Consider the following 21993-nt stretch of genomic DNA (forward strand, 5'->3'; position numbering starts at 1 on the left):
TGTTTCTCCGATGAAAATGGCTCAGAGAGAAACCGAGGTATCTACGATTTCTTCATTCTCCCGCACCCGTTGGGAACCATCATTCATCTTTAGCGCAATATCCAGTTCAGTGATCCGCGCCAGCTTGTCCTTGAGCTCCTGCTCCTGCGGGAAAGACTTGCCCACCTCCTGCTTTGCGCTCTCAAACTGCTGCTTGACATTCTCCAAACTGGCCTGGGCCTTAGCGAGTTCCTCCGGCAGACGCTCAAGAGCATTGTCAATGCGGGTAATATTTCCTATATCGGAATCACTGGCGGTAAAGGCGTATTCTACCGCGCCCTTGAGGACAATCTGCACCTCGCTGAGAAGATTATGCTTCTTTACAAGCACCTCCAACCCGCGATATTTGCCGACAAGCGTACTCGTAAACACCTTGGCCTGCTTGCACTCATTCAAAAGCACAATACCGGCTTTCTTGCGCTCGTCAAAGTGCTGGCCGAGAACTTCTATCCCTATGTAGCCCTCAACGGGCAGAGGATGCTCCGCCAGAGTAGCCATATCTCTTTGGATTCCCTCTATCCTCCACTCTAACCGCTGCCGCTCCTGAGGGAAGTAGAGCCGGATTTTATCCTCCAAATCGTACTGCTGACTGCGGTGGCTGGCCTGCATGACCTGCAATTTTGCTACTTCAACGTCCAGCTCCATACGTTCTTTTATGCGTGGATCGCCAGCACAGAGAGCCTTGACCTCCGCATAGGAAAGGGCCGCTTCGTCCACGTCCTCGCAGGTTCTGGCGGGGGATTTTGAGGTCATGATCTGCCCTATAAACTGTTGCTTTTTCTCCACGGTCTGAAACAAGTAACTGTCAAAAGTCGATTCAGTTACATAACGAAAAACGTGTACAAGCGGGTTATTATTGCCCCTCCTGATGATTCTGCCCTCCCGCTGGATCAAATCTCGAGGCCGCCACGGGCAATCCAAGTGGTGCAACGCGATAAGTCTATCCTGCACGTTGGTGCCAGCGCCGAGCTTTTGTGTGCTGCCAATCAGTACCCTCACTTTCCCGCTGCGCACCTTGGCAAACAGCTCCTTTTTCTTGACCTCTGTTTCAGCGTCATGGATAAAAGCAACCTCAGTTTCCGGCACACCTCGCTCCATGAGCTTCCGCTTAATATCATCATACACATTGAAACTGTCGCCCTTTTTGGGAGTAGACAGGTCAGAAAACACAAGCTGGGTCAGCTTATTCTCCTTGCCATCCTCCCAAAACTGCATGATATTGTCCACGCAGAGATTGAGTTTTGAATCGGGAGAGTCCTCCGCTAAGGGGCTTATGAGCCGCTGGTCAAGTCCTAGTTTCCGGCCATCGTTTGTTATCTTCAAAAGATTATCCTCGGTAGACTCCACATCACCCACGCGAACAGCAGTAGCCCTCTCTGAGAGTTCCTGCACATACGCTTTCTGAAACTCAGTAGGTTTTGCCACGATATTATGAAATTCCACATCCGGTGTGGGCAGGTTCAGCATGTCCTCCGTCTTGATGTCTGCCACCTCATGGAAGATATTCATAAGCTCCGGCAGATTAAAGAACTTGGCAAACCGGGTTCGCGGGCGATATCCGGTCCCCTCCGGGGCCAGCTCCATGGTAGTAACTGTCTCACCGAACCGGCTGGCCCAGCTATCAAAATGCTCCATATTCATGGCTTGCAAGGCATTATACTGGAGATAGCGCTGTACGGTAAACATCTCCGTGATGGAGTTGCTGATGGGCGTTCCCGTGGCAAAAATCACGCCTTTGTAGTCTGTGATCTCATCCAGGTACTGTGTTTTGCTGAACATATCAGAGGATTTCTGCGCGTCAGAGGTGGAAAGTCCGGCCACATTCTGCATTTTTGTCACCATAAAAAGGTTCTTAAAATTGTCCGACTCGTCTACAAACAGCCTGTCAATACCCAATTCCTCGAAGTCTATCACAGTATCTTTACGGCTATCTGCCTGCAGTTTTTTCAGCCGTAATTCAAGGCTTCGTTTGGTGCGTTCCAGACTTTTTACGGTAAAGCGCTGCCCGTCCTCCTCTTTTGCGCGGGCAATACCGTCAATAATCGCGTCCATCTGCTGGTTAAGCTGCCTGATCTGCCGCTCCTTGCTGACTGGTATTTTCTCAAACTGTGAATAGCCGATAATCACGGCGTCGTAATCGCCGGTAGCAATGCGGGAGCAGAACTTCTTACGCCTATCCTTTTCAAAATCCCTCTTGGTGGTGACGAGAATATTGGCGTTGGGGTAGAGCCGCAGGAACTCTGAAGCCCATTGCTGTGTCAAGTGATTGGGCACCACGATCATGGATTTGGAGCACAACCCCAGCCGTTTCATCTCCATAGCGGAGGCGGTAATTTCAAAGGTTTTCCCTGCCCCCACACAATGGGCAAACAGCGTATTCCCTCCGTAGACTGCCCTTGCAATGGCATTTTTCTGGTGTTCCTCTAACTGAATTTCCGGGTTCATGCCAGCCAAAACAAGATGGCTCCCATCGTACTGCCGGGGCCGGATACAGTTCATCTCGTCGTTGTATTTTCGCACCAGCTTCTGGCGGCGGTCAGGGTCTTTCCATATCCAATCCTGAAATGCGTATTTAATCATGTCCTGTTTCTGCTGGGCCAGGGTCGTTTCCTTGGCATTGAGTACCCTCTTGTCCTCACCGTCCACCGTTTTGGTATCGTAAACGCGGGTGTTTTGCAGGTTCAATGCGTCCTCCAGCAGCTTATATGCACTGACGCGGCTTGTGCCATAGGTGGTATATGCCGACACATCGTTTTTGGGGATATAGCCCTTATTGGTGATATTCCACGCATGGATAACTGAGGAATACTGAACATGAATGTCCTCCCTGACATAGCCAGGTGTCTTGAGTAGCTCATACATAAACTGCTCCACATATTCGGGCCCTATCCAGTCCGTGCCCAACCTGACGGCAATTTCCGAAGCGTCCAGGTCTTTGGGCTGCACAGCGGCAAGGGCATGGACGTTAATTGTGTATGACGGATCACTCTCAGCTGCAACCTCCGCAACCTTGAGCTTTTCACGCACATTGCCGGAGAGATATTCGTCCGCGGGCTGATAAATGGGCGGGTCGCGGAAAGGTACACGGTAGATTTGCCCCTGCAAATCGTTAATAATATCCTCCTCGGTTTTACCGGTAATCCCCGCCATATAAGGAATATCCACCCTGGCCCGCTCCCCAATGGACACGGCCAGGGCCTCCGTAGCGGTGTCCACATGGGTGATCTCCTGCCGGGGATAGATGGTGCGCTTGGTGAACATATCTGATTTTCGGACGAATTTGCCCTCATCGTCCAGAATTTCCAAGGCGCATAAAAGGTAATAAGAAGAATCCTGGGAGAAAGCCCGCTCGTTCGTTTTATCGTTGATAAGGCCAAACTTTGCGGTGAAATTATCATAGAGTCGGTTCAGTTCTGCCTGGGTAGAGCGGATATCTTCATCTTTGGTGGACAACTCCATCTGCTCGGCAATAAGCCGCTGGGTGCAGTCCCGCAGGTCGATCAGGGCCATGGTGCGGGCCTTTGCTGTTGCCCCCAAGTCCATCTTTACCATGACGGAATCCTGCCGGTAATACACGTCTCCCTTTATAATAGTATAGGAAAAGTTCTTGACATCCGGGTCAGCGGGGATGGTTTCCTGCTCCTTTTCGTCCTCTATTTGGACGATTTCAGCCTCTACATAATGGCCATCAATATGAGAAATAGCCTCTTTTAGCTGTTCATCAAGGTTCACATCAGGATGGGGCTTGATGGTATAATCCTGCCCATACCGCGTACTGTCGGAGATTTCACTTCCCAGCACCATTTCCGGGTGCTGAATGAAATAGTGATTGACGGCAAATCCGTCTTTGTTATTGTCCGTATGTACCCAATCGGGCAGTTCTGTAATGGGCTGTTCCCGCTTTTGCAGGAACAAGATATCCGCCACTACCTCTGTCCCTGCATTGGATAGAAAGGCGTTTTCCGGGAGCCGGATCGCACCCAATAGCTCTGCTCTCTGCGCTATATACTCCCTAGCATCTGTCGATTTTGAATCCATGGTGTACCGGGAAGTCACAAAGGCGATGATCCCTCCGGGCCGCACCTTGTCGATGGTCTTGGCGAAGAAATAATTATGAATAGAAAAACCCAGCTTGTTGTAAGCCGGGTCAAAGACTTGATATTGTCCAAAGGGTACGTTGCCGATGGCGATATCAAAGGAATTATTTTGAAAGTTCGTGTCCTCATAGCCCTTGATTTCAATATGGGCATGGGGGTATAATTGCTTCGCGATACGCCCGGTGAGGCCATCCAGTTCCACACCGTAGAGCTTTGAACTTGCCATGCTCTCTGGCAGCAGGCCGAAGAAATTACCAACGCCCATTGAGGGTTCCAATATGTTGCCGCTATGGAAGCCCATGCTTTCCAGCGCCTGATAGATTGCCTTGATAACGGTTGGGGACGTGTAGTGGGCATTGAGGGTGGAGGCCCGCGCCGATTCGTATTCTTCGGGAGTGAGAGTTTCCAGCAGCTCCTTGTACTCGGTAGCCCAGGAGGGTTTATCCTCGTCAAAGGCATCGGCAAGAGCGCCCCAGCCTACATACTTGGAGAGAACGGCCTGTTCCTCTGGCGTGGCGGTACGGTTCTCAGCTTCAATATTGTGCAAAGTCTTGAGTGCTGCCATGTTCATCTGGTACTTGGCTTTTGCACCGCCAGCGCCTAAATTATCATCGGTGATGTGGAAGTTCTGAGGCTTGGGGCCACGCTGGGGTTCATCACCGTGGAGCGTTTCAATGACAACATCAAAGGGAAGATTATTCTTTTCGGCTGGGTAGACGGCTACTGTTTTTGTGGAGAAACTGGGTTTGTCGGATGGCGCGGTGGACGGCGGAACGGTAATTTCCGGCTGAACCGGAGCAGGGGCAACTTCTACGTCGGGCGGTTCCTGCAAAGGCTCATCATGACGTAAACCGCCCAACTCCTGCTGGTACATGGCACGGAGCACACCGGCAACCGTCCGCAGATCATACATCATCACGGCGCGGGAATCTCCCCGTATATCCAGCGTCAATCTGTCGCCAAATATGCTGAAATCCACCTGCTCCCCGGTTTCAAGGGACATGGTTTCAACGGTTCTGTCTAATTTTTCGCCCAGGCGGCGGGCGATTTCTGCGTTGCCAACACCATCTTGTAGCCACCTTGTGACCTCATTTTTTGCCTGTCCATCTAACAGACCGCCCTCGCTGGTGAGAACATCCCGGAGGTCGTCCCCATTGTCGGCAGGGCCAATTCTTGTAACAGACAAATAATCGGTGATAGACGAATTCCTTTCGTCCCGGCGAAGCAGCTTTTCAAAATTCTCTTTGCTCTCTGCGCGGAAAACAGGGTAAGTCATGGCCGGGTCTTGCAGATGAACATTAAACAGGCCGACTTCCGTGATGGTAAACGCCGTGTTGTCCAAGTACACCGTATCGCCAACACTGTAAGCAGGGGCGAGAGGGTCGTGGGTGGAAACGGACGTATCTGCTGCTACCTGTGGCTGTCCCTGCCGAACACGATTCCCTTCCAGTTCCGCTTCCACTAGTGGCGCAAGCTCATCTTCCTCAAAAAAACACCAGCCGTTTTCCTCACCGCCAAGGGCCAAAAGTTCCGGGGAAATGCACTCTTTTGCCAACGGTTCCCGGATCATAATACCGCCATGGGACGGTGTGCCGACCTTGAAAATACCATCTGCCAGCTCATGAGTAGTCTGTATGATACCCCATGGGGAGTGGTTCCCAATTTCAACTCCCCAGGGCGGCAGTTCGGCGGACAGGGCCATATAGGCATCATAACCCTCGTTTGCCAGTTCCTCCTTCAGCTGGTTGTGAAAAGACGTATTGCCAAAGTATAGCTGATAGAACTGCATATCCCCTTGTGTAATTCCAAGGTCTTTTGCTGCGCGTTCTACGGCGTTACGCCCCTCGTCCATGGCGTTTTGCCGGTCAGAATTTAGGCAAGCGTTTTGAAACGCCTCGTCCTCCATCAGCTTGCCCCATAGGATTTCCTTGTAATGCCCGTACAGTTCCCGGACAGTGGAGGCCTGCTCCGGCTCAGTTAACCGCTCCACGTCCCCCAGGACTTGCTCCACAAAGAGCTGGCCTTTTTCTTCTTCCGCAGCTTTTTCCAGCTCCTTGTTATATGCTTCTTCTACATATTCGCGCACGTAGCGGACAGATTCCGTCAGGGTCATATCAGAATCCAGAACGGCCAATCGCACCGCGTCCTGCTGAAAATCCACGCTATCGATCCGGCAGCGCCGCCCATCCACATCCAGTTCCATGCCTATCGGAATATACTCCGCCGCGGTACGGGAGGTAATCACCTCATATTTACCGGCATCATCCAGCCGGACAAAGGTCAGGTCCAGTCCGTTTCGCAGCAGCTTTTCCTGACTCGCCTGCCAGCTTTCCGCGTCGCCGGTGATGGAAACTGCGCCCATACCGGAAATATCCCGCAAGAGTACGTTATGATTAAAGGCAGGGCCAGCTTTTTCGGCATCTGAACCGTAAAAATATAACGTATCTCCATTCTGTACCCCTATCACATAGCCGGGAAACTGTTCCTTAATTCTGGCATATTCGTCTATGATGGGAACCATATCCGGTGTTGCTTTGATCATCTGCTCACTGGCCTGATTCAAGGAATCAGTAGTCGGTGAAGCCGGGGAAACTTCGGGAGCATCCTTATAAGAAGATAAGGAATAGGTTTGCCGCTCCGTACCGCTATCGGGCACAACGGAAATTGTAACGTCATGTTCCTTGCGGAGAATCTCCAAATATCTTTCCAAATCAGTTGCCAGGACGCCGCACATAGCCACCCGGCCCAGCTCTGGAATATTGCGGTTGGTCAGGAGAATATCCAGCTCCACAGAGGCCACCCGCGCGTCGGGGCCGTACATTTCAAAGAAATCCCCTCGCTGAAAAAGGACGATATCTCCGGGGTGGGCCTGCTTGACTTCCTCATAGCTGGCGAAGTGGGCTTTGGTATTATCCATGAGAATGTCGCGCTTTTTTGCGTCCTGCTCTGAGAGGGACTCCGGCTCAGTAATGGATGCAGAGGGTTCAGCGGGCGTTTCCGGTGTACGGCTCTCCATGATTCCCCTGTCCTCCGGCGAGAGAAAAGCGTCCCTCTTTATCAGTTCCTCAATGCGCTTTCGCACCTGAGACCACTTCATTTTCACCGCAGCATACGGTTCAATAATGTCGCCGTGGGTAAATGTCAGCTCTTTGTGGGTATAGGTGATGTTGTCGTTGCCGCCATGGTAGCCGGAGTATTCGCCATGCAGATTGCCCAAATATTTCTCCCGCTCCTTGCGGTCAGGGTACTGCTCAAAGAAGTTGTAGACCCCAATGCGGTAATCATGCCGGTCAGGATGGTCCCGCAGGAGATCGTCTATCTCATCCTGAGAAATGAAAAACCGCTCTACCGGCGCATAGTCCGGCGAGGCGGTAAATTTGAGGGGGGCACATTGCAAATCCTGCAAACCCTGCATGATTTCGTCAGGGCGGTGGAAATGGAAACGGAGAATATCCCGGTTGTGGGCGTAATCCCTTTGGAAAAGCGCAAAATCGTCAATCACGCTCTTTAGCTGCTCCGGCTGTTCCAGCACTTCCTTTGTCTTGTCCACCACGTCAGGATAGCCGAAAGTACCGCTCAGAGCGGCGGTAAGCGTGGGCAAATATATGTCCTTGTACTTCTCGTCAATATCCCTGTGCAGATATTGCAGCGCCTCCGCTACCCGGTTCTTCTCAAAGGGCCAGGCCCGGTATAGCATGGACTGGCTGGCGTACCGGCCCTCGTCCAGCAGCACCCGGATTCTCTCCGCCGCCTGCTCCCAGGTGAGCGCTGTGGCGGTAAATGTCAGCGCGCTTTCACCGGGCGCGATCTGCATACCCGCCTCATCGTACCAGAGGGAATATTTGCGCTCCCCGATGTAAAACCCAGCGCCGTTTTCCTTATAGTGGGTCTGCAAAAACCGGGCATTTTCCTCCAAAGGCTTATCTTTCATGAACTCCGCGATAATGCGAAGGCGGCTGTCCGGGTCGTTAGCTCCCAAGGTCAGGGCGGCGTCTATCACACTTTGGGAAAGGCCGGGGCGAACCGTGGCAGCACTTTCGGAACTGCCACTTCTTAACGGGATTGTCGAACCAGCGAGGTCAAACAGATTGGGGATTTCACCCTCTTGTTCATCTCCTAACTGTATATCAATTCGCTGAGAATCATCTCCTCCGCCTTCGCCTTCGCGTTGTTCATCAGACCCACCCATTTCATGGGGTCGCTGGCCTTCATCTGTTCCGTCAGGCCCATGGACTTCTGAAGCTCCGGCATTATCAGCTCCAACCTCTGGTTCGCCGTCTGCTCTATCTCCGTCAGGTGTGCCGTCAGCTTCCCGCTGAGTATCAGCCGGTTGTACAGCACCGGGCGTTCCTCCCTCAGATACCGCTCCCTCATCCGTCCGTATTTCCCCAAAGTCGATGGTGTTTCCGTCTCTAATTCGGGCAGCAGGAAGTCCCCCTCCTGCCGGTAGGTCAGGGTGTTCTCCATATAAACCGCTCCTTTCCACGCGCCGTGTGCGCTCATAATTCTTGATGGTGACCTCGATCTGCCGTAACACCTGCTCGCTGTTGCCGCTGACTGCTGTTCCTAAAGCCGTGATGGAATCGGGCGTGTTGAAGTCGAAAACCGGCAGAAAGTCCTCATTAGTGAAAAACTCGCTGGGGTTCAGCCCGCAGCGCGACATGAGCGCGTAAGTGGTGCTGACCGTGACCGCATTGCGAAACTCGACCTCCACATTCAGCTCGTCGTAATCCTCCAAAAACGAACCGGGGACACTCGCTAAAATGTCCTCCCAATTCTGCTCCCAATACTCGCCCGCCAATTCCTGGGCAATGGCCTCCAGCTGGTAGGGCAGACCGCCCTCGTCAGTAACGCCGTACTGTTCGGCCAGGGCAGCGACAACCGCCTCGGCGTGTTCTTCGCGGTACGCCCACAAGTAAGGCAAGCGGCTCCCATCCCGGCCAACGGTGTCGGAGATGTCGAACACATACCGCACCCCATTGGCGCTCAGCAGGCCAATACCCTTCGAGCTGCGGCGGACACTGCGTCCCATGCGCGTGTTCCACACATCGTAGCTGGCGCAGGCGGTGGCCTCCGGGCGCTGGGCGTAAATGAGGACTTGCTCATGGTATGGGTATTTGTAGAGCCTTGCCGCCGTTTCCAAGAAGTGCGTCCACTCGGCGTAACTGCTGGTAAGCTGGCCGGACGTGCCGGTCGCCAGCTCTGAAAAAGTCTGTACTTTTGGATTCATTCGCTCCCTCCCTAGAGTTCAATTTCAATTTCCGGAACATAGTGCTGAGAGATTGCTGCGGGAACGGTCTCATACTCTGCCTTTAACCGCTCCAACTCACCCCGTGCCGACACAAAATTGCAGATGGTACTCGCGTCCTTGATGGCTTGAAACAGCGTGTTGGGCGCGTCCTTGATGTCCTCGGCCCAGCTTTGAATGTAAGCCCGGTTATTCTGAGAAATGCTCTCAGGCACCTGCGCTCCCGCCGCCGACAAAAGGAAAGCCCCGGCCATTTCTGCCCGGAGCTCCTCAATCGCATATTCCTCTTTGTCTTTGGTCTGCAATCCCCGGTCGAGACGGCTTTCCGCGCCGGTAGAGTGTGCGCACTCATGAAAAAGGGTGTCATAGTAGTCCAACTCGCTGAGAAATGCCCGCTTTGGCGGCATTTTGATGCTATCCTCGGCGAAATTGTACGCCGCCTTGCTGCTCTCAATCAGCGTAATACCCTCATTGGACAGATACGTTCCCGCAAAGCCTTCCAGCAGCATATTGGTGTACTCCGGGGCCACATGGCGGGCCTGGGGCAGTTCGGGGATGCCCTCGATCTGCGTACCGTTGAACACCACATACACACTACTGCAAGGCCGCATATCTTTCTCCCGGTCAGGGTCCTGCCGGACAATTTCATCTGCCTCCCGTAAGGTCAGCTTGCGGCGCTCCCTGGTGTCGTAGACGCACCAGAACTCGATGGGCGTACCCTTTTCGCCCTTCTTGATATGCCAATCCTTGTTCTGCGCCTGCTTGAACGTACACCAGCGGGGGTCAGGGTACTGGTGCTCTAAGCTCATGGCCCAGAGCATGGTTGCGTTCACGCCCCGATACCGGGTGCCGGTGATGGGGTTGTGGTGGGTTCCAAAACTGGGCAGCTCCTGCACCCAAGGCTGGTTCCAAGGCAGGCGCTCCTCTTGCAAGCAAGACAGGAACATTTCTGCCAGCTGCTCCCGCGCTCTATTCATTTTCCCAGCGATACAGCATCACCTCCGTGGGTAGTTCTTCCATGGGGTCGTCCATGTCCTCAAGCCCCATTTTATCAATGAATTTCTTCCAATCTTCCTGCAAAAGCATCCTTCCCTTCATGAAAAAATATGAAAAAGCAGGGCCACTTAGTGGTCCTGCTTTTTTCAGCAATACAAGTATAACACAGAATCTTCCGTTTGTATTCCGACGGTTTTCCGATATGTTTCCGCCGAAAACCATCTTAAGAACCCTCGGTCAGCTTTTGATACATCCTCATCAGCTCCGCCACGCACATGCTCTCCGTCATACCCTTCACCGGGAACCCATACGCCTCCATCACCGCGCGGTCGTTGTCCTGGTGGGCACGGCGCAGCTCCGGGGGCATGGTGGTTTCGTCGTAGAGGTCGGCAAGGCTGGCCTCCGGGTAGAGGGCGCGGGCGTCCAATATGGCCCAGGCGGTCTGCTCGATTTTGGCTTTTTGTTTGTCGGTGGGGGTGGGCCAGGGGAAGTTGTTGTAGACAACGTCTTTTGAGTAGCGGTAACGCATCTCCAAACGCCCGCAGATAGCCCGCATCCAAGCCATATGGACGTTAGAGGTTATTATACCGAAGTGATATAACTCTGCATTGGGGATGATTTGGACAAGGTTAGAAGCAATCGTTTCCTTGTTCATAAATCCAATCGGTACATAGCGCCTTTTTTCGGATGAAACAGCAGGTACAATGATATAATCTGTATCCGGCTGCGCAATTTGGCAAAACAATGTGGGCGTTTCAGCAAATTTTCGGGTAGCTGCCGCTTTACTTGATGCTCGGAACTCTCTAACCTTTTCAACCCGACGTTTAACCTCATTGCAGGCACGAATCTCATTGGGACTTGCATTTACAAGCCAAAGGCAATACCTGTTTTTGTGATTGATAAACTCATCAGCACCTAAATATGGACGTATCCACTTCTCTGCCAATGGTTCGTTTTCAACTAATTTGTTCTTTTCATCTTCACTCAGAACAAAACCACCACCATCTCGGGGCATACTCCCAAAATACATTCTTGGAACATTGCAAATAGGAGTGTTTCGATTCTCTATGAAAATATTATCAGCGTCCAAAAGGTAGCCATTGATATTATGGACATAATCTGGCTTTCCCGCTGTATAAAGGATTTTGCTTGTGCCGTTTTTTGCTGTACTAAATCCCACTATAACACAATGGACATGAGCTTTCAGCTTTGCTTCACTATCCCACCGGAATGTTCTATGAGCGAAGTCAAAGTGAGTTCCCTTTTGAAACAATGGTTTCCAAACTGATGCAACAGACTGACCTTGGCATATGGAATTGGTTGATACGAATGCACAGCGAATCTGTGTATGTAGAATAAAACTGACAGCCTTTGCATACCATCCGGCGACATAATCCACTTCACCTATTTTTTTACATTCAGGGAATGCCTCCTCAAGATCCGAATGTTGCTCACGATTCATCATCATACCACCCACAAACGGCGGGTTCCCCATAATATAGTTCAGCTCATGCTTAGGCACCACGCTCTCCCAATCCAGCCGCAGGGCGTTGCCCTCGGTGATGTTGGCGTAGGATTTCAGCGGCAGGAAGTCCAGGGACATATGCACCACGCCCTCGGTCTCCTTCATCATCTGGCTTTCCGCAATCCAAAGGGCCGTTTTCGCCACAGTGACCGCAAAATCATTGATCTCAATTCCGTAGAATTGACCGATTGACACCTGGATCGGGTTGCCCACATCCAGCATGATCTGGCCCTGGTGGAGCAGGGAGATAGCCAGGTTTTCCAAGCGCCGCAGGGAAATGTAGGTTTCCGTCAGGAAGTTGCCGGAGCCGCAAGCAGGGTCAAGGAACATTAACCGGGCCAGTTTCTTTTGAAAGGCTTCCAGCTTTGCCTTGCGGGTGCGCTCCACAGCAATGCCCTTGATTTCTTCAAACTCCGCTTTCAGTCCATCCAAAAACAGCGGGTCAATCACCTTATGAATATTCTCGATGCTGGTATAGTGCATCCCACCCGAACGCCGGGTTTCCGGGTTCAGGGTGGATTCAAACACCGCGCCGAAAATGGTGGGGCTGATCTCCGACCAGTCAAAATCCTCGCTGCCCCGGTGCAAAATCAGGTCGATCACTTCATCACCCAGCCGCGGAATTTCGATGTCCTCATCCGCGAACAGACCGCCATTGACATAGGGAAACGCCGCTAAGTCCTCATCCATATACCTGTCCCGCTGAGGGATGTCCTGGTCGAGAACGCGGAACAGGTTGATCAGCGCCCGCCGGTCCTCAGCGCGGTGGCGCTCCAGGTAGTCGTGGAACATATTCCTGCCGCCGAAAATCCCGGCGTCCTCGGCATACAGGCAAAACACCAGCCGGACGCACAGCTTGTTGAGGCTTTTCAGCGTCTCGGGGCTGTCGGGCTCCTTGTACTGCTTCAACAGCGCGTCATAGAGCACCCCCACCAGCTCGCCCGCCTGGAGGGAAATCTCCATCTCCTTTTTGATGTGTTCGCTGCCGGTGTCCACCAGGAAGTTCAGCCGGTGGTACTCCTTTTCAAAATTATCCAGATAGAGAATCTCCGGCTCATCGTTGGGCCGGTTCATGTCGTGGATTCTGAATTCCCGGAAGTTGCAAACCACGATCCAGCGGGGGTTGGCGTTGTGGGGCAGGTAGCCGCCATAACGCCTGGCCTGCTGATAGGGCGTGAGCATACTGCCGTCCGACTGCTTGTAGCCCTTGCGCAGATCAATGTCTTGCCCCTTTTGCTCGATCAGAACGCGGGTGGTAGGAATATAGCCGTCGATAAAGCTGGTGTGGTCCAGCTTCACCGGCAGCTCAAATTGAATGTATTTCGCAGGCTCCTCCACGCCAAACACGTCTTGGAGCAGGGAAATCCAGAATAGCTGCGTTTCCTGCTTCTCATCGCCCCGGCCGGCCCAGTCCTGTGCAAACCGGGCCGCGGCGGCGCGCTGCTGCGCCTGTTCCATGTCAACGCCTCCCTTGCGGATGTGTGCAGGAACATTATAGCAGATTTCTTCGCAAAAAGATAGAGGGTTTCTTCTTGTCAGACGCTTGCCCCAGCGCAAAAATCCTCCGCGCAGCCGCTGCCGAAAAGGATCACCCCCAGAGTCGAGTACGCCTCGCTCATGCAGAGATAATACTGAGACTTTTCAATAGCAAACTTATCCAGAATGTCGTCCACGCTCATTTCCTTCTCTGACAAGTAACGGGCGTAAATCAGAGGATAACCCCGGCGAATCTGTGGTTTGCTGTCATGCTCGCACATTTCCTTGTAGCAATCCAGGGCCGTGTTCAGCTGGGTCCACAGCACCCGGTTCCCGGCAGTGAGTTCCGCGAGGGAGCGCAGGGACTGGTTTTGCAAACTCTCTTCCTGCTGCATCAGGCGCAGGTACTCCGCGTCCTCCAAAATCCTCAGGGTATGCTCCGTTCCGCAGGCAACGGAAACTTTGAGGGCGCGGTAGTTTTCCAGCAGCTTGCGGGCCGTGGAGGCTTTTGCGTTCTTCTGCGCCGTGCGCTGCTGACGGGCAGTTTCCTTTGCCTGCCGTCGGGTCAGGCCGGTCAGAAGCGACAGGACCTTGTCCGACTGCTGTGCTGTCCAGCCGGTGACCTCGGCCAGCTCTCTGACTGTGTTTTGGTAATCTTTTTCCAGATTCGTGTACTTGTTATTCATCGCATTATCCTCCTGTTTTGAGAGTTTTTAGCCGTTATTTGCGTTATAAAGAGCCTGCACCGCCGCATTGCTGGAGGCAGGGGCGTTGAACAAAAGCGCCAGAAGATACCCATGAGGGTTCCGAACCGGCCCGGCGCGTCCCAGGTTGTCCAGCACGTAGCTGATGTGTTCGTAGGTCAGAGCACTCATCCTGCCACGAACAAAGCCCATGGGATATTTACTTGCGCCGATCTGCATTTTGGGGCTGTCCCGGCAGCGCACTTCCGTGATGATCTCCACCACTTCATCTGCCAGTTCATCGCCGTAATTTTCGCAGAGCACCGGGTACTCTATCTGGTCACGAACATCAGCCTGCACATCTTCTACCCTTCCATCCTCCCAATCAGCAGAAGGTTGGTAGGAAGGAAGTTCATTATTTTCAAGTTCTTTATTCTCTAGTTCTATTGGGTTAAAATCTTTAACCTCTTGAAGTTCAGAATCTTTACTTCCAGAAGTTAAAGGTGTTGATTTCTTGAAGTTAAAATCTTTAACTTCTTGAGGTTCAAGGTCTTTACTTGCGGGATTATCAGGCTCATCATGGGGCACGGAAGTGAAATCCATTATGTAGATTTTAGAGGGCCTGCCCTGGCCCTGGCGCACTTTTTCTATGAGGCCAATGTCCGCTAACTGCTTTGTCAGCTTGACAATGGTGGGATGGGAGCGCTGCAAATCCCGCTCCATTTGTTCCACGGTATAGATGATGAAAAGCCGCCCTTTCTCGTCTGTAAACTTGTCCTCATGCTGGGCAGAAAGGCCCGCCCTCTCCAGCATCTTGGAATAGAGAATCACCGCGCCGAAGTCCAGGCCGGAGTATGCCGGGTTCTCAATAAGCTCCTTGGGGACAACCAGATACCGATAGCCCCTGGCGCTCTGAGGGCGCATATAGGTAAGATTTAGTTTGCTCATGACGATAGCCCCATTTCTTGAATATTTCGTGTTCTATCTCTGCCAACATTGATGGCATTTGCGGCCTCATCCAGTTCCTTCATACGCTCAATAAGCCACTCCCGCATGAACACCACTGTAATGTCATGGCGTGAATAGGGCATAGCCAGTACACGCTGGCACTGGTCTATGCTGCCATGGGATGCGGCGTCAATTCGGACTTCCATATTGGGGTGAGTAAGCAGTTTTTCCAGCGCACTAGCTGGCAGATAGCGGGCTATTTCATGCAGCGTTTTTGGGTCGTTCCAGGCCACATCTACCAGCCGGTGCCGGGTAGTTGTACTGCCGTATTTGGCTATTTGGGTGAGTATATCCCGGTCGGTTTCGCCACGATCGAGCAGGGCGTGTCGCACACCATCTGTGCCATAAACCGCCAGCAGCTTTCGGACTTCCGGAACAGGGTCAATGAGCAGTTTCATCTGGTATTTTTCACTGGCTCGACAGGCAACAGCGCCGCGAACTTTGTAGCTTTCATCACTCCATAACGCTGCCCACTCCCGCTCCCCGCCACGAAAGGCCGCTGAAACGCGGGATTCCTCATCGCCAGCAACCCATGCCGCCAAAGTTCGCTCCACAAATTCCTCCTGGGATATGGGGAGATAGTCCGGCTTTTGAGACAGCTTTTTCACTATAAATCCATGCAAGCGTTCCATTTCTTGCACAGACACCACCTCCCAACAGAGTCAGAAAAAGCCGCAAAAAAGTTGGACCGCCGTTGCAGGAGTTTCGTCATAGACAGGGTTCCTCCGGCATCTTTTTGGGTGCCTTGTCCTTTTCCTCGGGCCTCATACAGTATTCCAATTCCTGTGTGGCCCGCTCAAGCAGGTCTTTCGTAGCCGACAGCAGGTCGGAGTAGTAGTGTCCCCAATTGTAGTCCTTACCGTCCTTGCAGGACCAGGTCACGAACTGGTTGGCGGCAGTGCTGTGTACTCCCAGCACAAACTCCGTCTCGCCAACGTGGATGGAGTCGGTAATGATGTAGCCCGCGTTTGTTCTGATGTTCATAGTATCACCTCGCATTCCAGAAAATTCTGCTGTCTTTCCTCCTTTGCAAACCGCTGGTCCAGCTGCTCAACTGTCCAATTTTCCTTAAACCGGCCCAGCGGAGTATCTCCGAACATCTCATTGGCCCGCTTGTCCATATCCAAAAGCCGCCGCCACAACTCAGGGTGATGTTTGCGCAGCTTTCTCAGTTCTCCGATTCGCTGCAATGGGCAGCACCAGCAGGAGCAGCGGGTGTAAATCCGGTATAATCCTCCCCAATCAAAGCCTCTGTCATAACTGATTTGCAGTGCCTGGGCCTCGGATATGGCCCACTCCACCAGAGGATAGCGCATACCGGCTTCATTCTTGCACCGGCGGGACTCATCTGCGGCTATCCCGATGTACTGTATGACATTACACCCGCTCTTTTTCAGTGGCTTTAAGTGCTCATCTATCAGTTTTGTCTTTAGTTGGCCGGTACACCACCGCACTTTGGGGCCAGGCCAACCGTTACCGCAGATGGGTTCCCCAAGTCTTTGCCGGTTCTCTATGCTGGACAGCTTGACTTTTGGCTCATCGAACATCAACCACTCAAAGCCGTGGGGATGCCGCAGGGTGGTGATGTGCAGACCCCGTTCCCGAAAAAGCAGGTTGTCCAGTTTTTGCATATGTTCTCTCATTTCCGGGAACTCCATACTTGTGTCTGCGTAAAGCACCGCGTCAATGGGCATATCTCGCTCAATCATCAGCAAGAGCATGGCTGTCGAATCCTTGCCGCCAGAAGCGGCTATTACATGGTAATCGCTCAATCAATCGCTCCTTTCGCCTGTCTCCGGCGCTCGCCCCGGTACAGCAAAAGCGCTGCTGTGTCCAGGTGCTCCCGCCGGATCTTCTTCAAATCCTGTATACTGTAATAAATCTTCTTGTCCCCGGTGGCCCTAAAGCGTATTTTCAATTCCGCGATCCGACTGTCTATATCAGCCGCCAGCCGTAGGTACATCTCGCCATCGGCGATATCATCCGCAGGGGCGAACACCTCACTTTTCAATGGCCTGCCTCCATTCTTTCACAGAACTCCAACAGCCGGAGGTTCACACAGTGGCAGGTCCGCACGGCTTCCCGGATATGGGGCATATCTCTATCAGAAATCTTCTCCGGCAGGCCGCAGCAATGTGGCTTATTCATGCCATAGTAATGGCACTCCGGGCAGTTGCAAATGTCGATAAAGTAGTCTTTCATGGCCGATACCTCCTTAATTTGGGCATAAGAATAGCCCCAATCACAAAAAAGCAATTGAGGCTAACCGCATAATGTGGTATGATGGTGTTGTAGCAGTCTTAAAAAGGGAAAGGGGATGCACATGAACAAGCCTTTTGCCGCAGCAGGATGGCCCAGGGTCCTGTTTTTCATCCTGCAATTTACCTGGGGCCTGCCGGTTAATCTGGTTGGGCTGTGCGTTTTTCTCTGTTGTTGGCGCTGCCGTCGGGCAATCTTCCATAACAGTGTCGTGACTTTTTTGCCCGGAAACCGTGGCGGGCTGTCGATGGGCATTTTCATTTTTATCAGTTCACAGAGTGCCGATAGCAGCCGTCTTTGTACGCATGAATACGGGCGCACGGTTCAATGCCTTTTCCTCGGCCCCCTGTACTGGCTGGTCGTTGCCATTCCCAGCGCTGTCTGGTATCATTTCTTTGTGAGATTCAGGGAAAAGCGGCATATTCCGTATGATTCCCTGTATTGTGAGCGCTGGGCGACTGCATGGGGTAAAAAGTGGAGCGGGACATAAAGAAAGCCCTGATTACAAAAAGCAATCAGGGATAAAGGGTTTATTCTATTGTAACTGGCTTATGGTCTGGTGGAGCTTTTGAATATGCTCCATCCACCGCTCCCGGTCGGCTGGGTCTTTCCATCGGGCAATCAGGTCGTGTGCGGGGTTCTGTACATTGTGGAGAGCCCGCAGGAGCGAGGAAACGTCCTCCGGCATTAGCACCAGTAATCTGATTTCACGCTCCAAATACTCCATGCGGTAAGGGTCAAGCACAGCCATGTAGACCCTGCCGGTCTGAAAGAACTCCGCGACACACTCGGCCAGCAAAACCCGCACAGAATCGAAGTAGACGGGGTAGAGGGAGCGCAGTTCCGGCTGGCACAGGCCGGGAGCGATCTTCCAGTTCCAGCGGCTGAGCTTCTTGACAAGATAGCCCTTTAAGGTTAAAATGGATGCAGAGATTTCCAGCTCACGGAAAGCTACCTTTTGCAGCTGCTGCTCTGCCAAGACCTCCAGCATATCCTGGCCGAAAGCGGTGGATTTCATGCTGATCGTTTTAGCCATCGTAGTCATGGGGTTCAGCTCCTTCCTGCTGCAACTTCCATGTTTCCAGCAGGGAGAGAATGACCTCCTCCATCTGCTGTTGGGTGTAATCTTTGGGGAAATACTGACTCAGGCACTTCTTTTTGAGAGTGATTTTGACCGGCGTGGGCTTTTCATCTGTAAGGATGTCGATGATCAGGCTGGTGGTCAGCTCCGTGCGCTCACCGTATTCCCTCAGCTTTTTCGCCTGTTCCATGGACGGCGCTCCGAAAGCCATGTCCTCAATCACGTCATATAGCAGCTCTTGTTCGTCCAGAGGAAGGTAGGAAACTTCCACGGCGGGCCGCAAAGGTAGTTTGTCCTGGTCGACAAGATTCAGCAGGTGTGGAACTAACTCCGTCAATCGGATATACCGTTGAATTTGGGACTTGCTGTCGGGAGATTTATCTGCCAAAATGTCTCTTGATTTTTTGCTAGCGCACTTGTGCCCCATTGGGGCACAAGTTGAACTAAGTCGCTTGCCCTGATGTTTCATAGCCTCTAACTTCATCTTATAGGCAAACGCCTTTTCGCTGGGCAGAATCTTCTCCCGCTGAAGATTAGAATCCACCATGATGATTGTGGCCTCGTCATCGTCCATATCCCGGACGATAACGGGCATAGTCGTTTTTCCAGCCAGCTCGCTGGCCCTCCTGCGTCGGTGGCCTGCCACGATTTCAAATCCGCCCTCTGGCCGGGGACGAACGATTCCCGGCACCAGAACGCCGTATTGAGCCACGCTCTCAACCATCTCCTGCATTTTTTCATCGTCCACCACGTGGAAAGGGTGGTCTTTGAATGAGTGCAAGTCTGATAGTGCAATCTCCTGAATCTGGTCACCATCAACCTGGGCCGGAGTTCCGCCAAATAAGTCGTCCAGGCTGGTCATTTGGATTTTAGCCGCGCTCCCTTTCATGACGCTACCTCCAAAGTCAGGGCCTCATATGCCGCTGATACTTTACCGCTGGGGTCGTGGAGGAAGATGCTCTTACCCTCTGCGCTGGTTTCAGCAGCCCGGATGGAGCGGGGGATAACGGTGTTGAAAATTCTCAGCTTGCCGCCGTATGTACCCCGAAGCAGTTCCACGATTCCTTGTGAGTAGGTGGTCCTCATGTCAGCCATCGTGACAAGAATACCGCTGATGGTCAGGTTGGCGTTGATCTGCCGTTTGACCCTGGCAATAGTCCGCATGAGCTGCTCCATGCCTTTCAGCGAAAGGTAGTGGGCTTGCATGGGAATCAGGACTTCGTCAGCGGCAGACAGGGCGTTGATGGTCAGCATACCTAGCGAGGGGCAGCAGTCCAGCAGGATAACGTCGTACTTGTCCCGAACGGTGTTCAGATACTCCCGCAGAATGGTTTCCCGGCTCATGATGTTCACCAGCGTGACCTCCATAGCGGCAAGGTCGATGTTGGCTGGGAGCAGGTCAACGCCTTCCTCTTGGTGCAGAATTCCCTCGCCGGGAGTCAGAGGCTCGTCCTCAATGATTTTGCCCAGCACGGTGGCGAGAGTCTCGTCCAGCTGGTCAGGGTGCTGGTAGCCCAAGCTGGCAGTCAGGGAGCCTTGTGCATCCACGTCCACCAGCAGGACGCGCTTGCCCTGGCGGACAAGGCCGATGCCTAAGTTTACAGTGGTGACGGTCTTGCCGACGCCGCCTTTTTGATTGCAGATTGCTATAACTTTTGTATTCTCGTTCATTTTCAACCTCCTATGCCGTTTCGTGGCAAAATATTAGGACTAAATCAGCGCTCGCCTTGCTGTTAAGGCTTGCTTGATTTAGTCCTATTTTAACATTACCATCGATAAAGATTCTGATGGGCATAAAAATTCCTCCTTTCACGCCAGTTTATGTAAAGGCAGAGGAAAGAGTGAAGCCGCGGCGGCAGCCCGGGACAGAGAAGCGGGCGTGTTAAAATTCGCCATTCTCTGCTTTTCCTGTTGCACAATTTCGGGTTTTGCGGTAAAATAAGTTTGTAAATTTTTTGAGAACGAAAGGATTGTGGCTATTATGCAGGAGCATTTCCCCAAGCGCCCCTTTAGGACCCATGGCGGCGCTCCGGTGCCCCACCACAAAAATACCTGGCAGACCCCCACGGTAGAGATGCCGCCCCCCGCCCGGGTGGTGCTGCCTATGCAGCAGCACATTGGCGCGCCCTGCCGGCCTGTGGTGAAAAAGGGCGATTATGTCTACCTGGGCCAGGTGGTGGGCCAAAGCGACGCCTATGTGAGCGCGCCTGTGCACGCCTCGGTTTCTGGTACGGTGGCGGAGGTAACGAAAATTATGCTCACCGGCGGCCAGCCTGTGGAAGCGGTGGTCATCGAATCAGACGGGCTGATGGAGCCGGACCCGGAGATCCGCCCCCCGGAGCGGATTTATGACAAAAAGACCCTGGCCGGGGCTGCCAAAGCCGCCGGGCTGGTGGGGCTGGGCGGCGCGGGCTTTCCCGCCCATGTAAAGCTAAACGTGCCCGAGGACAAGAACATAGACACCCTGATTATCAATGTGGCCGAGTGCGAGCCCTACGTGACCAGCGACCACCGGGAGGCCCTGGAAAACGGCAAAAATGTGCTGGAGGGCATATACGCGGTGAAAGAGATTTTGGACGTGCACCGGGTGCTGGTTGCTGTGGAGGACAACAAGCCCGACGTGATAGAAACGCTCCGGAAGATTGCCGACGACCCCCGCCGGGACCCCCACGACGAGGTGCGCGTCCTGCCCCTGAAGAGCCGCTACCCCCAGGGCGCGGAAAAGGTGCTGGTGCAGGCCTGCACCGGCCGCACGGTGCCCGCCGGGGCCCTGCCGGCCGACGTGGGCTGCCTGGTGATGAACATTGGCTCCGTGTCCTTTTTGGCCAGCTATATGCGCACCGGTATGCCTCTGACCAAAAAGCGGGTGACCATTGACGGCTCCGCCATCAAAAATCCCCAGAATGTGATTGTGCCTATTGGCACGGCCATTCAGGACGTCATCGAGTTTTGCGGCGGGTACAAGGCGGAGCCCAAAAAACTGCTGATGGGCGGCCCCATGATGGGCATTGCCCTGACCAGTGACCAGCTGCCCATCTTGAAGCAGAACAACGCCATTTTGGCCTTTGACGAAAAAGAGGCCAAGCTGTACGAGACCACGGCCTGCATCCGCTGCGGCCGGTGCGTGGCGGCCTGCCCCATGAATCTGATGCCCACCAAGCTGGAGCGCGCCGCCCAGAAAAAGGACCTGGAGGCCATGAAGGAGCTGAACATCAACACCTGCATGGAGTGCGGCTGCTGCGCCTTTTCCTGTCCGGCGGGAAGAAGGCTGGTGCAGAGCATCCGTATGGGCAAAGCGGCGCTGAAAGCCGCCACAGCCAAGAAGTAGCGGTAGCAAAACGCAGAACGCGAAGCGCAAAGAGGGGGCCCGGGGGAAATGATTTCCCCCGGCGGGGTGCGGGGCAGAGCCCCGCGGCCTTGCCTTTAAAAAGGCGGCGCGAAGAAAAAAGAGGGTGCGCCAGACCTTCCCCTAACCAAACGCCAGAGCGGGCCCACAAAAACCGCGCCGCCCAAAGCAGCGCCTTCCGACGGCAAGCCGCCGGAACAGCGGCCCGGCTCCACCAAGCCACCCCCCGCGTAAA

The 21993-nt window shown here is 53.3% G+C and carries 16 protein-coding genes and 1 pseudogene; 2 read left to right on the forward strand and 15 right to left on the reverse strand.

Going from position 1 to position 21993, the window contains the following annotated elements; all coding sequences use genetic code 11:
• Positions 1 to 21: 21 nt before the first annotated feature.
• The 12 genes and pseudogenes from U8U68_RS00155 to U8U68_RS00205 all read right to left on the reverse strand — a co-directional run bounded on the left by U8U68_RS00155 (position 22) and on the right by U8U68_RS00205 (position 17274).
• Entirely contained in the window at positions 22 to 6678 is a 6657-nt protein-coding gene (locus tag U8U68_RS00155; RefSeq protein WP_496196372.1) for a helicase-like domain-containing protein, read from the reverse strand.
• Between the two features lie 102 nt (positions 6679 to 6780).
• Positions 6781 to 8325, reverse strand: a pseudogene (locus U8U68_RS22770) (MutS N-terminal domain-containing protein); the annotation flags it as partial.
• On the reverse strand, positions 8253 to 8639 hold the full coding sequence (locus U8U68_RS00160; RefSeq protein WP_437124408.1) for a TnpV protein: 387 nt from the start codon (positions 8637 to 8639) through the stop codon (positions 8253 to 8255). The gene U8U68_RS00160 and the pseudogene U8U68_RS22770, both read right to left, overlap by 73 nt.
• Before the next feature lie 738 nt (positions 8640 to 9377).
• Positions 9378 to 10361 (reverse strand): ArdC family protein, encoded by a 984-nt coding sequence (locus tag U8U68_RS00165; protein WP_322198834.1) that lies wholly within the window; start codon positions 10359 to 10361, stop codon positions 9378 to 9380.
• A gap of 242 nt (positions 10362 to 10603) precedes the next feature.
• Positions 10604 to 13363: a DNA methyltransferase gene (locus U8U68_RS00170; RefSeq protein ID WP_322198835.1), complete on the reverse strand. Its 2760-nt coding sequence runs from the start codon at positions 13361 to 13363 to the stop codon at positions 10604 to 10606.
• Between the two features lie 77 nt (positions 13364 to 13440).
• The gene (locus tag U8U68_RS00175; protein WP_322198836.1) at positions 13441 to 14067 is read right to left on the reverse strand and encodes a hypothetical protein; all 627 of its coding nucleotides are present in this window, start codon (positions 14065 to 14067) and stop codon (positions 13441 to 13443) included.
• 27 nt (positions 14068 to 14094) lie between these two features.
• Positions 14095 to 15012 (reverse strand): replication initiator protein A, encoded by a 918-nt coding sequence (locus tag U8U68_RS00180; RefSeq protein WP_322198837.1) that lies wholly within the window; start codon positions 15010 to 15012, stop codon positions 14095 to 14097.
• Positions 15009 to 15713 (reverse strand): hypothetical protein, encoded by a 705-nt coding sequence (locus U8U68_RS00185; protein WP_322198838.1) that lies wholly within the window; start codon positions 15711 to 15713, stop codon positions 15009 to 15011. The genes U8U68_RS00180 and U8U68_RS00185 overlap by 4 nt, the downstream gene beginning before the upstream one ends.
• 67 nt (positions 15714 to 15780) lie before the next feature.
• On the reverse strand, positions 15781 to 16056 hold the full coding sequence (locus tag U8U68_RS00190; RefSeq protein ID WP_322198839.1) for a hypothetical protein: 276 nt from the start codon (positions 16054 to 16056) through the stop codon (positions 15781 to 15783).
• Positions 16053 to 16844 carry a phosphoadenosine phosphosulfate reductase domain-containing protein gene (locus U8U68_RS00195; protein WP_322198840.1) on the reverse strand — a complete coding sequence of 264 codons (792 nt, stop codon included), beginning with the start codon at positions 16842 to 16844 and terminating at the stop codon, positions 16053 to 16055. The genes U8U68_RS00190 and U8U68_RS00195 overlap by 4 nt, the downstream gene beginning before the upstream one ends.
• Complete coding sequence (locus tag U8U68_RS00200; protein ID WP_322198841.1) at positions 16841 to 17083, reverse strand: hypothetical protein; 243 nt, start codon at positions 17081 to 17083, stop codon at positions 16841 to 16843. The genes U8U68_RS00195 and U8U68_RS00200 overlap by 4 nt, the downstream gene beginning before the upstream one ends.
• Positions 17080 to 17274, reverse strand: coding sequence for a hypothetical protein (locus U8U68_RS00205; RefSeq protein ID WP_322198842.1), 195 nt, complete (start codon positions 17272 to 17274; stop codon positions 17080 to 17082). Before U8U68_RS00205 ends, U8U68_RS00200 begins: the two co-directional genes overlap by 4 nt.
• Positions 17275 to 17395: 121 nt before the next feature.
• Between U8U68_RS00205 and U8U68_RS00210 the strand changes: the two genes are divergently transcribed.
• On the forward strand, positions 17396 to 17821 hold the full coding sequence (locus U8U68_RS00210; protein ID WP_322198843.1) for a hypothetical protein: 426 nt from the start codon (positions 17396 to 17398) through the stop codon (positions 17819 to 17821).
• Between the two features lie 45 nt (positions 17822 to 17866).
• On the opposite strand, the gene U8U68_RS00215 is transcribed toward U8U68_RS00210, so the two are convergent.
• Genes U8U68_RS00215 through U8U68_RS00225 form a run of 3 tightly spaced genes read right to left on the reverse strand, consistent with a single transcriptional unit; the run spans position 17867 to position 20083 of the window.
• Positions 17867 to 18376 (reverse strand): hypothetical protein, encoded by a 510-nt coding sequence (locus tag U8U68_RS00215; protein WP_322198844.1) that lies wholly within the window; start codon positions 18374 to 18376, stop codon positions 17867 to 17869.
• Positions 18360 to 19301, reverse strand: coding sequence for a ParB/RepB/Spo0J family partition protein (locus U8U68_RS00220; protein WP_322198845.1), 942 nt, complete (start codon positions 19299 to 19301; stop codon positions 18360 to 18362). Before U8U68_RS00220 ends, U8U68_RS00215 begins: the two co-directional genes overlap by 17 nt.
• Positions 19298 to 20083: a ParA family protein gene (locus U8U68_RS00225; protein ID WP_322198846.1), complete on the reverse strand. Its 786-nt coding sequence runs from the start codon at positions 20081 to 20083 to the stop codon at positions 19298 to 19300. The genes U8U68_RS00220 and U8U68_RS00225 overlap by 4 nt, the downstream gene beginning before the upstream one ends.
• Positions 20084 to 20393: 310 nt before the next feature.
• On the opposite strand from U8U68_RS00225, the gene rsxC reads away from it, so the two are divergent.
• Entirely contained in the window at positions 20394 to 21740 is a 1347-nt protein-coding gene (rsxC, locus tag U8U68_RS00230) for an electron transport complex subunit RsxC (RefSeq protein WP_322198847.1), read from the forward strand.
• Positions 21741 to 21993 lie beyond the last annotated feature (253 nt).

Origin of the sequence: Acutalibacter intestini, from assembly GCF_034334985.1 — a bacterium.
GTDB lineage: Bacteria > Bacillota > Clostridia > Oscillospirales > Acutalibacteraceae > Acutalibacter > Acutalibacter intestini.